This is a genomic window from Ensifer adhaerens (assembly GCF_002940685.1).
Taxonomy (GTDB): Bacteria; Pseudomonadota; Alphaproteobacteria; order Rhizobiales; family Rhizobiaceae; genus Ensifer; species Ensifer adhaerens_E.
The window spans coordinates 160,009-171,799 of sequence record NZ_PNFP01000016.1; the positions used below are offsets into that span (position 1 = coordinate 160,009).

At 64.3% G+C, this 11,791-nt stretch carries 11 protein-coding genes; 2 read left to right on the forward strand and 9 right to left on the reverse strand.

What is annotated here, in order from left to right; translation table 11 throughout:
• Window positions 1-48: 48 nt before the first annotated feature.
• From hpaD to C1A35_RS27675, 3 genes are all read right to left on the reverse strand, one after another.
• On the reverse strand, window positions 49-1,029 hold the full coding sequence (hpaD, locus tag C1A35_RS27665; RefSeq protein WP_104667441.1) for a 3,4-dihydroxyphenylacetate 2,3-dioxygenase: 981 nt from the start codon (window positions 1,027-1,029) through the stop codon (window positions 49-51).
• A gap of 33 nt (window positions 1,030-1,062) precedes the next feature.
• A complete protein-coding gene (gene hpaE / locus C1A35_RS27670) occupies window positions 1,063-2,580 on the reverse strand; it encodes a 5-carboxymethyl-2-hydroxymuconate semialdehyde dehydrogenase (protein WP_104667442.1) in 1,518 nt (505 codons plus the stop codon).
• A gap of 63 nt (window positions 2,581-2,643) precedes the next feature.
• A complete protein-coding gene (locus C1A35_RS27675) occupies window positions 2,644-3,036 on the reverse strand; it encodes a 5-carboxymethyl-2-hydroxymuconate Delta-isomerase (RefSeq protein ID WP_104667443.1) in 393 nt (130 codons plus the stop codon).
• Window positions 3,037-3,144: 108 nt separating this feature from the next.
• Here C1A35_RS27675 and hpaR point away from each other — a divergent pair, with 108 nt between their 5' ends.
• Window positions 3,145-3,633, forward strand: a complete 489-nt coding sequence (hpaR, locus tag C1A35_RS27680) for a homoprotocatechuate degradation operon regulator HpaR (RefSeq protein ID WP_104667444.1) — start codon at window positions 3,145-3,147, stop codon at window positions 3,631-3,633.
• 20 nt (window positions 3,634-3,653) lie between these two features.
• Here hpaR and C1A35_RS27685 read toward each other — a convergent pair whose 3' ends face one another.
• Genes C1A35_RS27685 through C1A35_RS27710 form a run of 6 tightly spaced genes read right to left on the reverse strand, consistent with a single transcriptional unit; the run spans window position 3,654 to window position 10,018 of the window.
• A complete protein-coding gene (locus C1A35_RS27685; RefSeq protein WP_104667445.1) occupies window positions 3,654-4,658 on the reverse strand; it encodes a phosphotransferase enzyme family protein in 1,005 nt (334 codons plus the stop codon).
• A gap of 7 nt (window positions 4,659-4,665) precedes the next feature.
• Complete coding sequence (locus tag C1A35_RS27690) at window positions 4,666-5,949, reverse strand: aspartate aminotransferase family protein (RefSeq protein ID WP_104667446.1); 1,284 nt, start codon at window positions 5,947-5,949, stop codon at window positions 4,666-4,668.
• A 4-nt stretch (window positions 5,950-5,953) separates the two neighbouring features.
• On the reverse strand, window positions 5,954-7,309 hold the full coding sequence (locus tag C1A35_RS27695; protein WP_104667447.1) for an aspartate aminotransferase family protein: 1,356 nt from the start codon (window positions 7,307-7,309) through the stop codon (window positions 5,954-5,956).
• 2 nt (window positions 7,310-7,311) lie between these two features.
• Complete coding sequence (locus C1A35_RS27700; RefSeq protein ID WP_440271569.1) at window positions 7,312-7,986, reverse strand: HAD family hydrolase; 675 nt, start codon at window positions 7,984-7,986, stop codon at window positions 7,312-7,314.
• Window positions 7,983-9,236, reverse strand: a complete 1,254-nt coding sequence (locus tag C1A35_RS27705; protein WP_104667448.1) for a Tm-1-like ATP-binding domain-containing protein — start codon at window positions 9,234-9,236, stop codon at window positions 7,983-7,985. Before C1A35_RS27705 ends, C1A35_RS27700 begins: the two co-directional genes overlap by 4 nt.
• Window positions 9,236-10,018, reverse strand: a complete 783-nt coding sequence (locus tag C1A35_RS27710) for an IclR family transcriptional regulator (RefSeq protein ID WP_104667449.1) — start codon at window positions 10,016-10,018, stop codon at window positions 9,236-9,238. The genes C1A35_RS27705 and C1A35_RS27710 overlap by 1 nt, the downstream gene beginning before the upstream one ends.
• Window positions 10,019-10,314: 296 nt before the next feature.
• On the opposite strand from C1A35_RS27710, the gene C1A35_RS27715 reads away from it, so the two are divergent.
• Entirely contained in the window at window positions 10,315-11,766 is a 1,452-nt protein-coding gene (locus tag C1A35_RS27715) for an APC family permease (RefSeq protein ID WP_104667450.1), read from the forward strand.
• Window positions 11,767-11,791 lie beyond the last annotated feature (25 nt).

Here is an 11,791-nt window from a genome sequence, read left to right on the forward strand (position 1 = left end):
ATCCTCCCGTCGTTTGTGCCGCTTTACCCGATCCGTCTTTCGAAAATGTCAGGGCGCGACGATCGGTTGGGCCTTGAGGATCGAGTCACGGATCTCGGCGCCGGCAAAGGCGCTGCCTTCCTCGAACCAGGATTTCGGCGCCGGCGCACCCCAGAGCGTCTGGCGCTGCGGGTCCTTCAGGTCCCACTTGATCGGCTCAAGGTCCGGGTCGACGGTCTGGTAGTCCGAGCAGTAGATCTCGATCCGATGGCCATCCGGATCGCGGACATAGAGGAAGAAGGCGTTGGAGATGCCGTGGCGGCCGGGGCCGCGCTCGATATTGGCGAGCCAGCCCGAGGTCGACATCAGGTCGAGCAGGTCGATGATGTTGAGCGGCGTCGGCACCCAGAAGGCGGTGTGGTGCAGGCGTGGGCCGCGACCGTTGGTAAAGGCGATATCGTGAACGCCGCCCTTGCGGTGGGTCCAGGCGGCCCAGAGCCGTCCGGTTTCTTCATCGGCCGTGTATTCCGTCACGCGGAAACCGATCTCGTTGTAGAAGGCGACCGCCTCGTCGACATTGGGCGAGAAGCAGTTGAAATGGTCGATGCGCAGCGGTTTGACGCCGCGATAGAGCGCATACTTCTGGTGAATCGGCGGCAGGCGGTCCATCTTCGAATAGAATTCGAGCGGGATGCCCTGCGGATCGCGGGTGCGGAAGGTGCGCGATTGATAGGGACGTTCGATCCATTCGACCGGCAAGTCCTTGCCCTTGAAGAAATGCGCCGCCTTTTCGAGATCCTCGTCGCCATAGACCTTGAAGCCGAGGTCGCGCGCCTCTGCAGTCGCCGCCTTCTTGAGGATGATGCAATGGTGGCCACGCTCCTCCATGGCGCGCAGATAGATCGTGTCCGCCGTCTCGTCGGTGACCTGCAGGCCGAGCACGTCGACATAGAAGGCGCGGGACTTGGCAAGGTCGGTGACGGCGAGTTCCACATGGCTCAGCCGCACGATGTTGAAGGGCGGATAAAGGTTCGGTTTCGGCAAGGGCATTGATGTCTCCTCCAGATATTTCTGCCAGCGCGCTCAACCGCCGAGCTTGGCGATCGCATGCGCCGAGCTGGCAAAGGCGATGTTCTTGGTTTCCATGTAAAAATCGAACGACCAGTCGCCGCCGTCGCGGCCGATGCCCGAGCTCTTGACGCCACCGAAGGGGGTCGGCAGGTGGCGCACGTTTTCCGAGTTCACCCAGATCATCCCGGCCTCGAGATGGTCGGTGAAGCGGAAGGCCCGGGTAACGTCGGACGTCCAGAGATAGCCGGTCAGGCCGTATTGCGTATCGTTGGCAAGCGCCAGCGCTTCCGCCTCGTCGGCAAACGGGATCGCCGTCAGCACCGGCCCAAAAATTTCCTCCTGGGCGATGCGCATGCCGTTGTTGGCACCGGTGAAGAGTGTCGGGCTGACATAGCAACCGCCGCCGGGACCGGCGAACTTCTCGCCGCCGGCTGCAACGGTCGCACCTTCCTCGCGGCCGATGCGAATATAGTCGAGCACCTTCTTCTCGTGCACCGGATGGATGAGCGGGCCGACGACGGTTTCCGGGTCAAGCGGATGGCCGACCTTGATGCGCTTCGCCTTTTCGGCGACGAGCGCCGTGAAGCGATCGTAGATGCTGTCTTCGACCAAAAGGCGCGAGGACGAGGTGCAGCGCTCGCCGTTCAGCGAGTAGATCATGAAAACCGCGGCATCGGCGGCCCGTTCGAGATCGGCGTCGGCAAAGACGATCACCGGGTTCTTGCCGCCAAGCTCGAAATGAACGCGCTTCAGCGTCTCGGCGCCCTGCTTCATGATCATCGAGCCGGTGCGGCTTTCGCCGACGAAGCCGATCGCCTTGATATCGGGATGTTCCGTCAGCGCACGGCCGGCATCCTCACCGAAGCCGTTGACGAGGTTCCAGACCCCCTTCGGCAGGCCCGCTTCCTCGGCGATCTCCACCAGCAGCCGTGCGGTCAGCGGCGAGAATTCCGCCGGCTTGTGCACGACCGTGCAGCCGGCGGCAAGCGCCGGCGCGATCTTCCAGGTCGAGAGCATGAACGGCGTGTTCCACGGCGTGATGATGCCGACCGGGCCGATCGGCACGCGGGTCGTCATGTTGATCTGGTTGCCGCCGCGCAGCACCTTGCCGTCGCGCGCCTCCGGCGCCCGGTCGGCGAAGAAGCGGAAGTTTTCCGCACCGCGCAGCGCCGCCTTCGCCATGAACTTCAGCGATTGTCCGGTGTCCATGCACTCGACGAAGGCGATTTCCTCGGCGCGGGCGACGATCGCGTCGGCTATTTTATGCAGCAGTTTCTTGCGTGCTTCGCCGGGCATGGCCGCCCACTCGGCGAAAGCGGCCTTCGCAGCCTTTGCCGCCCGGTCGATATCGGCAGCCTTGCCGCGGGCGATCCTTGCGAGCGGCTTCAGATCGACGGGCGAAATCGTCTCGAAGGTTTCGCCGTCTAGCGCCGGCGCCGCCTCGCCGTTGATATGGTTGAGCACGCCTTCGCCCTTGAAGCGGGCGAGGTAGCGTTCGGCCTTGGCGAGGTTTTCTTCGAGCTTGGACATGATGGTCTCCGATGCTGGCGCAGACTTTCGCCGCGCACTGCTGTTTTTGTGAGAGGGCCGCGCTCAGCCGTTGGAGGCGCGCAGCCTGGGGTGAATGGCGTTTTTCTTCCAGCTCAGCTCCGGATCGATCTCACGGATCTCTAGGCTGAGGGCGAAATGCGGTGTCTCGAACAGGGAGGAAAGCTCGTCGCTCACAGCCTTGAAAATGGCTTCCCCGGTCACCTTCTTTTCGGCCGCCGTGCGGCCGCGGCCGATGCGGAAGGACAGGTCGATGAAGCCGTTTTCCGGCAAAAGGTCGGCGATCGCATAGTCACAGCTCTGGATCGTGCGCACCCTGACGGCACCAAGCTCGAACAGGCCGGTGCCGAGGATGGTCGCGTGGATCGTGCGGCACAACTTCGCAAAGTCGACGCGGCCGTCGAGATTGGCGGAGTATTCGATTGTCAGGTGCGGCATCTTTCCTCCCGATGCGCTCTCATATATTTAACACGTTAATGAAATTGATGGCGGTGTCAAGCAGCCCGGAGTCACTGCCCGCGCCTGCCAATTGCGGAACGAAAGAAAATGTCCGATAGAACGCCCATGAGCCGCGAGAAAAAACCTGATGACCTGGGCCATGACGCCCTTCTGCCGCACAATACGCGTCGATCGCTGCCGATCGCCCTTTTGCGCGCCCGTGAAGCGGTGATGGCGCATTTCCGCCCGATGCTCGCCCGCCATGATATCACCGAGCAGCAATGGCGGGTGATCCGCATTCTCGCCGAGGCCGGCCGGGTCGATGCCTCCGAGATGGCCGACAAGGCCTTCATCCTGGCGCCGAGCCTCACCCGCATCATCCGCTCGCTCGAGGAGCGCGGCCTGATCACCAAGCACAAGGACGCCGACGACGGCCGGCGCGTGCTGCTCGAGATCGCGCCCGAGGGCATGCGTGTGATCGCCGATGTCAGCCCGGAGAGCCGGGCGATCTACGAGGAGCTCGAAACCCGCTACGGCCGCGAGCGTGTCGAAGTCCTGCTCGACATGCTGGACGAGCTGGCGACCCTCAACGACTAAGGGCTGCGGCAGCGCCCCGATCATCTGAAACCCAATTCGTCTGCGAGCGCCAGCGTCTCGTCGGCGTAGCGCAGGACGCGTTCGCGCGCACCGGGCAGTTCCGGGCGAGCGGCAAACCAGCCGATGTAGGTGAGGCTGCGAAACACCAGAAACAGCGGCAGACCGGACAGCGCTTCCTCCGTCAGGCTGCGCCTGCTGCGATAGCCGGCGATAAGAGCCGCCTCGATGGCCTCATAGGCAGGTTCGCGGCGGTTTTTCAGAAGCGCGGTGGCGATGTCGAAAAGGCGAAAACCGTAGCCGGCATCGTCGAAATCGATGAAGACTACGCCCCTCTCGCCGACGAGCACATTTTCCCGAACGAGATCCGCATGGATCAATCCGAAATCCTGAGCGGGTAGCGTCGCCAGCCTTCGCCGAAGATCATGGCGCAACGCCGAAAGCGCTGCTGCCTGCGTCGAAGACAGGGCGTCGCAGTCCCAGAACCGTCCCCAAAGCGGCCGCTCGCCGAGCAGGCCTTCCGCATCCCAGGCGGGACGCCAGAATCCCTCCGGTGGAGTCCAGCGGTCGGCGAGATTGTGCATCTCGGCCATGGTGGCGCCGAGTGCCGAGAAGATCGCGCCGAGCTTTTCGGGCGCGTGGGACAGCGGCTTTCCGCTTTCTCCGAGCGCCTGTCCGTCCATCCAGCCGATGATATCGGCGTGCTGCGCGGTAAAATCGCCGGCGTCAGGCAGGGCGACAAGCAGGCGTCCGTCCGCCGCTGCGATCGGCCGCGGCACCGCCAGACCGCCATCGCCGAGTGCTGCCATCCATTGCAACTCCGAGCGAAGGGCTGCTTCGCCGTGATAGCCGGCGCGGTGCAGCCGCAGCGCTGCGGGGCGGCCGTCGCCGAGACGGACGCGGAATACGGCGTTTTCCCGATACTTCAGCAACTCCGGTCGCTGGTCGGCGGCGCCCCAGTGGACGAGCGCCTGTCGGGCCCGCCGGTCGAGCGCGGCGCGAAAGTGCGGCGGCAGGTCGGTAACCATCGACGGCTCAAAGACCCGAGAGCACGTCGTCGAGCGTCGACAGCATGAAATCGGCATTGTCACGGGTAAACGGCATCGGCGGCCTGATCTTCGTCGTGCATTGGTGGATACCAAGCTTGCCCATCAGCACGCCTCGCTCTCGCATTGCGTTGACCACCTTGGTCGCGAGCGTGCTCGCCGGTGTTTTTTCGGCGCGGTCGATGACGAGTTCGGCACCGAAGAACAGGCCGCTGCCCCTGATATCGCCGATCATCCCGTGTTTCTCCGCCAGCCGCGTGAGACCGGCCTTGGCATAGGCGCCGACATCGGCGGCGTTCTCGATGAGCTTCTCAGTTTCGATCACGTCGAGCACCGCCATGGCCGCCGCGCAGGAGACCGGGTTGCCGCCGAAGGTGTTGAAGTAGCGAAACGCCTTGCGGAACGCGTTGAGCATATCGGCACCCGCGACCACCCCTCCGATCGGGTGGCCGTTGCCCATCGGTTTTCCGAGCGTGACGATATCGGGCACGATGCCGGCCTTCTGGTGTCCCCACATATGGCCGCCGGTGCGACCGAAACCCGGCTGGACCTCGTCGGCAATGACAAGGCCGCCCGCCTTCCTGACGGCGGCGACGGCGCCGTCGAGAAAGCCCGCAGGCAATTCCGGAAAACCTTCGTTGGCGAAGAAGGGATCGATGATCAGCGCCGAGAAACCGTGCGGGCTCGCTTCAAGCGAGGCGATCGCCTCCTCGACCTTGGCGGTAAACGCCGCTGCAAAGGCCGCACCCGGCTCGCCGCCGAGCGGCCGGTAGCTGTCCGGCGCCGGCACGTGGCGGACGTGTCCGCCGAAGCCGCCGACCGGCGGCATGCGGGTCGAAAGCTGCGACACGGCTACCGTATTGCCGTGATAGGTGTGGTCGGTGGCAATCACCCCGGTCTTGCCGGTTACGGCCTGGGCCATGCGCAACGCGACATCGTTCGCCTCGCTGCCGGTGCAGGTGAGGATCGCCGTGTCGAGGCTGTTGTCGAAGGTGGCTGTCAGCCGCTCGACATAGTCGAGAATGCCTTCATGCAGATAGCGGGTGTGGGTGTTGAGGGTAGATGCCTGCCGGGCAATCGCCTCGGTCACCCGTGGATGGCAATGGCCGACATGCGGCACATTGTTATAGCAGTCGAGATAACGGCGGCCGTCGGCGTCGAAAAGCCAGACGCCCTCGCCGCGCACCAGATGCACCGGCTCTTCGTAGAAGAGCGACATGTTGCGCCCGAGCAGCCGCTCGCGGCGCGCGATCAGATCCGCGTTGCCGGTCATGCTCCTAACCCCTTGCGGCGGAGAGGCCGGCGTCGAGCGCCGTGAGGATGCGGGTGACGTCTTCGGCGGTCACGATCAGCGGCGGCGACAGGATGACGTTGGCGCCCGAGGTGCGCACCATGACGCCAGCGTCATAGGTCACGTCCTGGACCTTCTGCACGATGTCCTTCGCGGCGCCTGATTTCTTCTCGCGGTCAGAAACCAGTTCGAGGGCGCACATCAGCCCCTTGCCGCGCACGTCGCCGATCAGCTCGTGCCGGGCCTTCAGCGCTTCGAGGCCGGCGATCAGCTCTTCGCCGCGCGCCTTGGCATTGGCCGCCACGTTCTGCTTGCGCGTCTCCTTGAGTGTTGCAACGGCTGCCGCCGCGCCGACCGGGTGGCCGGAATAGGTGTAGCCATGGCCGATCGATCCGGCGGCCGTCCTGTTGCTCTCGAAGACTTGCGCAACCTTGTCGGCGATCATCACGGCGCCGAAGGGATAGTAGCCGTTGGTGATCGCCTTGGCGGTCGACATGAAGTCCGGCTTCACGCCGAAGAGGCGCGAGCCGGTCCAGGCGCCGGTGCGGCCGAAGGCAGTGATCACTTCGTCGGCGATCAGGAGGATGCCGTGGCGGTCGCAGATCTCGCGCATCAGCGGCATGAAGGTCTCGTGCGGCACGATCACGCCGCCGGCGCCGAGCACCGGCTCCATGATCAGTGCCGCGATCGTGTCGGCGCCCTGGAAGGCGATCTCGTCTTCAAAAAGCCGCGCGATCGCCTTTGCAATGATGGCGCCATCGGTGGTGTCGAACGGGTTGCGATAGGTGTAGGGGGCCGGCAGATGGAAGACGCCCGGCAGCAGCGGCTCGTAGTTGCGGCGGAAATTGGCGTTGCCGTTGACCGAGGCACCGCCGAAATGGGTGCCGTGATAGCCCTTTTTCAACGCGACGAACTTGGTGCGCTCCGGCTGGCCGTTGAGCTTGTGATACTGGCGGGCAAGCCTGAGGCAGGTCTCGACGGAATCCGAGCCGCCAGAGGTGAAGAAGGAGCGGGTCAGGCCATCCTCGCGGAACCATTCCGAGAGTTCGTAGGAAAGCTCGATCAGCGGCGAATTGGTGGTGCCGCGGAAGGTCGAATAATAGGGCAGCTCGTCGAGCTGGCGGCGGATCGCCTCCTTCACCGGTTCGCAGGAATAGCCGAGATTGACGTTCCAGAGCCCGCCGACCGCATCGAGCACCTTCTTGCCGTGGATGTCTACGATCTCGACGCCCTCGCCGGCATTGATGATGCGCGGCGGGCTCGCCTGCATCTCGGCCGGATGGGCCATCGGGTGCCAGAGGTGGCGGGCATTGTTCTCGATGAGGAAGTTGGTTTCGCGCATGGTCATGCTCCTGTCAGTTCGAGGCCGAGCATCCGAAGCGCCCGGGCATAGCTCTCGGTGGGGCGGGTGACGTCGAAATGGACGTGAGGCAGGCCGACGGCCCGCGCACCCTCGATGTTCTTCAACTGGTCATCCACGAAGACGCAGGCCTCGCGCGGCAAGTTGAGCTGGTTCAGCACCAGCTCGTAGGCGCGCGGATCCGGCTTCAGGACGTTGGTGTAGGTGGCGTCGACGATCGTCTCGAAGAGCTCGATCAGCGGAAAACGCTTACGGAACGCGACGCCGTAGAAGAGGTCGAGTTCGTTGGAGAGGATCGCGAGCCGGATACCGGATTTGTGAGCCGCAAGGATCGCGTCGCGTGCTTCAGGGCGCAGCACGAGTTCGGGTTCCGCCCCGCGTGCTCGCTGCACGAAGGTCTTCATGTCGCTCCAGTCTTCGCCGAGCAACTGTCCGACCTCGCGCGTGCGTGTCGTCCAGTAGTCGCGCTCGGTGATCTCGCGCCGCTGCATCGCCGCCCAGAGCGGATCGCTTGCCGGATCGAAGGGCCCGCGCCAGGTGAGTGTGCCGGCCGCAAGGCCGAGCGCGCGTTCGGTGATGTCGTGGGTTTCGAACAGCGTGCGGGTGACGACGCCGCCGAAATCGAGGATCAAGGCGCGTTCGGTCATGGTGTTCGTCATGGCCGGCCCTCGGGCACGATGCCGCGCGCCACCCAGTCGTCGAAGATCGCCAGTGCCGCCTTCGAGAATTCCGGCGCGTTGATGTGGCTGTCGACTTCGTGCAAGGCGACGCCTGACGGGATCGACCGGCGCATCTCGTCGATGAAGGCGTCGAGCGCGTCGGGCTCGTGCAGGGGCTCGTTCGGCTGGTCCCATTCCTGGATCCCCTTCAGCGGCAGGATGAAGGCGACCTCGGCACCGGTGCCGGCAAGTTTTCCGCCGATGACCCGGGCGATCTCACGTCGCCCTTCCGACGCGGTGGTCACGGAGCCGAGCAGCCGGTTGTGGGCATGGTAGGGACGATCGGCGAAAACCTCCGGAACCGGTTGCCAGGCGGGCAGGTCGACCATGTCGACGGCACCGGGTGCGACGATCTGCGGAATGCCGGAGCGTCCGGCATTTTCCAGCCGGTCCGGTCCTGAGGTGACGACCGTTCCATGATGGTGGTTGCTGACCTCCTGGATGCAGAGGTCGAAGACGGCGGTGAAACCCTTCTCAGCGGCAATCGCCTCGAAGGCGCGCCCGCCCATGCCGGTTGCGTGGAAGACGGCGACGTCGTAGCCGCGGCGTTCGAGTTCGGGTTTCAGGTGTTTCATGTATTTGAGGCAGCTCGAGCCGAGCGAGGTCATGCCGATCACCGGCCGCGACCCGTGCGGTTTCGTGCCGAAACGCGCCGCGCCGACAATGGCGCCGCAGGCCTGCGAAAGCACGGAGCGGCAGATGCCGTTGAGGCCGTAGAGCCCTCCGGCCCACAGGATCATCATCAGGTCGGGGGCGATGCGTTCCGGCGGCAGCAGGTGCGAAAAGGCAATCGTCGAGACGATGAATTTCGGCACGCCGAGCGGAAGCGCCGCGGCAACGTCCAGCGCCAGGTCGGTGCCCATGGAGCCGCCGAGAATGATGACGCCATCGGCCTGGCCAGCGTCGTAGAGCGAGCGGGCGAGGGCGGCGGCACCTTCTGCCATCAGCGCCATGGCACTGTGCTCGTCGCCGCTGGCGGCAATTGCTGCGATGGTGACGCCGGCCGCTTCGGCGATGTCATGGCGGGAATATTCGGGCACATAGGGTGGGTCGCCGAGAATGCTGACATCCATCATCACGGGCAGGCCGCCGGCGTCGCGGATGACGGACGCCATGAACTGGAGTTCGTCGCATTTGGTGTCTCCCGTACCCACGACCAGGATATTGGGGAGACGGTTCATTGCATTCATCAGCCGGCCCTCCTTGCCAGCGGATCGGCAGCAACCTGCTCCAACCCGAAAAGTCTTTCGGAAATGCGCCGGGCCGTTGCCATCACGGCACGACCCATCTGCTCCACCGTCTCCTTTTCCGCGCGCGTTGACGGCGCTGCGACGGCGATGGCTCCAACCGGCAGGCTTCCCGGCGCCCGGATCGGGGCGGCGACGCTGACCACGCCGGTCTCAAGCCCGTGATGGCAGATCGAGTAGCCGCGCCGGAGCGTCTCGCCCAAGGTCTGGCGCAGAGCGGTCGGGTCGGTCAGCGTCTGGTCGGTGTAGGCCTGGAGCGGCACCGACAGCGCCGCGTCGATGTCCTTCTGCGCGCAGAAGGCGAGAAAGCCGAGGCCGGACGCGGTCGCATGGAAGGGCAGGATGCTGCCGATATCGACGATGACCCGGTGCGCCCTTTGTGAGTCCTCCACGTGGATGGTCGAGAGGCGACCGGCTGCATGTTCGGAGAGGTGTACGGTCTCGCCGGTGAGACTCGCGAGTTCCCGGGCGAAAGGCGTCGCCACGCTCAGATAGGGAAAACGCGTCTCGCGAATACGCGCAAGCCGGACCGGCGCGCCGCCGAGCCGATAGCGGCGCGTCTCCATGTCCTGCTCAACGAAGCCGTGTTTTTCCAGTTCGACGAGGAAGCGCCGCGCCGTCGCCTTGTCGAGCCCGCAGTGGCGGGCGATGTCGCTCAAGCCCGCTTCCTTCTCCAGGCGCGAGATCGCGTCGAGCAAAGTCAGGGCCTTACCGATGGTGCTCATCCATTCCTCCGTTGTCGAGCGCCTGTCAGTCCTCTCGCCTGTTCCCTCCTAAGGAGCGGTAGACCCGCTCTCCCGGTCGTTCTGGGTCGAGATACTTAACATGCGAAATAACTTGACAGGGCCAGATGCAATTTGCAAGTCTATATTTGAAGCTAAGGTTCAAATAATGAACCGAAAGACTTGCGCGGCAAAGACAAAAAGCAAGCCCCGCGCCTCCAGTCCGCTTCAGGGAGCAGCCGCCGGAGAAAAGGACCGGAGGCGAAAAGGCGTTCGCGCCAGCAAGGGGAGCCAAGACCATGACCAATTCGCCTGCGCCCGTGACCGGGGCGAACCAATTGCGCAAGAACGCCCTCGGCGTCGGCGCCGTCACCTTTCTCGTCGTTTCCGCCGCTGCACCGCTGACCGCGGTTGCCGGCGGCGTTCCATTGTCGATGATGCTCGGAAACGGTGCGGGCATTCCCGGCACCTTCCTGATCGTCACCGCGATCCTGCTTCTGTTCTCGGTCGGATATGTCGCCATGGCGAGGCATATACGCAATGCCGGCGCCTTCTATGCCTATACGGCACAGGGCCTCGGCGGGCTGATGGGCGGTGCCGCGGCGATGATCGCGATCCTTGCCTATAACGCCATGCAGATCGGCGTCTTCGGCCTCTTCGGCGCGGCGACCGCGGGGCTTTTCGCCGGCTTCGGGATCGACCTGCCCTGGTGGGTCTGGACCTTCATCGGCATCGCCGCGGTCGGCGTTCTCGGCTATCGCCGCGTCGATCTCTCCGCCAAGGTGCTGACCGTCCTCGTCATCCTTGAGTATCTCGTGGTGCTGGTTATCGACGTGGCGATCCTCGCCAAGGGTGGTGACAGCGGCTTGAACACGGTCTCGTTCACGCCCTCGGCCATTCTGTCCGGTTCACCGTCGATCGGCATTCTCTTCTGCTTTGCCGCCTTCATCGGCTTCGAGGCGACGACGATCTACAGCGAGGAGGCCCGTGACCCCGAAAAGACCGTGCCGCGCGCGACATACATCTCTGTTCTCATCATCGGCGTTTTCTACATGTTCACCTCCTGGCTGATGGTGAACGCCGCCGGTGCCGACAAGCTGGTGCCGGAACTGCAGGGGCTTGCCGACCCGACCACCTTCCTCTTCGGCCTTGCCGAACGTTATGCCGGTGGCTGGCTGCCGCCGCTGATGAACGTGCTGTTCGTCACCAGCCTGTTTGCCGGCGTGCTGGCGTTCCACAACGGCGTTGCCCGCTACCTCTATGTCGCCGGACGCGAACGGCTGCTGCCGGCTTCGCTCGGCGTCACCCATCCGGTCTATCACAGCCCGCATGTAGGCTCGCTGATCCAGACGGTGATCGCCGTGCTCGTCGTGGCGCTGTTTGCCGCAACCGGTCAGGATCCGGTGCTGGCGCTGTTCTCCTGGCTCACCAATGTCGGCACGCTCGCCGTCATGACACTGATGGCCTTTACCGCCTTTGCGATCGTCGCCTTCTTCAACCGCAATCCCGGCCTTGAAACGAACCCGCTGGTGACCAAGGTCATTCCCGTCGTCACGGGCCTGATCCTCATTGCCGTCATCATTGCGATCGCCGCCAATTTCGGCGATCTCGCCGGCGCCACCGGCATGCTCGCGGTGTTCTTGCCGGGGCTCGTCGTGATCTTTGGGGTCATCGGGCTCTTCTTGGCGGCGTCATTGAAGTCGGGCAATCCGATCGAGTTCGCCCGCCTCGGTGCCGGCCAGGAGATCTGAGCATAAACTTCCAAGGTTAGGGATG

Bases quoted from the DNA above. Each gene is read 5' to 3' on its own strand.
- hpaD (WP_104667441.1), bottom strand. From the start codon at position 1,029: ATGCCCTTGCCGAAACCGAACCTTTATCCGCCCTTCAACATCGTGCGG.
- hpaE (WP_104667442.1), bottom strand. From the start codon at position 2,580: ATGTCCAAGCTCGAAGAAAACCTCGCCAAGGCCGAACGCTACCTCGCC.
- C1A35_RS27675 (WP_104667443.1), bottom strand. From the start codon at position 3,036: ATGCCGCACCTGACAATCGAATACTCCGCCAATCTCGACGGCCGCGTC.
- hpaR (WP_104667444.1), top strand. From the start codon at position 3,145: ATGTCCGATAGAACGCCCATGAGCCGCGAGAAAAAACCTGATGACCTG.
- C1A35_RS27685 (WP_104667445.1), bottom strand. From the start codon at position 4,658: ATGGTTACCGACCTGCCGCCGCACTTTCGCGCCGCGCTCGACCGGCGG.
- C1A35_RS27690 (WP_104667446.1), bottom strand. From the start codon at position 5,949: ATGACCGGCAACGCGGATCTGATCGCGCGCCGCGAGCGGCTGCTCGGG.
- C1A35_RS27695 (WP_104667447.1), bottom strand. From the start codon at position 7,309: ATGCGCGAAACCAACTTCCTCATCGAGAACAATGCCCGCCACCTCTGG.
- C1A35_RS27700 (WP_440271569.1), bottom strand. From the start codon at position 7,986: ATGACGAACACCATGACCGAACGCGCCTTGATCCTCGATTTCGGCGGC.
- C1A35_RS27705 (WP_104667448.1), bottom strand. From the start codon at position 9,236: ATGAATGCAATGAACCGTCTCCCCAATATCCTGGTCGTGGGTACGGGA.
- C1A35_RS27710 (WP_104667449.1), bottom strand. From the start codon at position 10,018: ATGAGCACCATCGGTAAGGCCCTGACTTTGCTCGACGCGATCTCGCGC.
- C1A35_RS27715 (WP_104667450.1), top strand. From the start codon at position 10,315: ATGACCAATTCGCCTGCGCCCGTGACCGGGGCGAACCAATTGCGCAAG.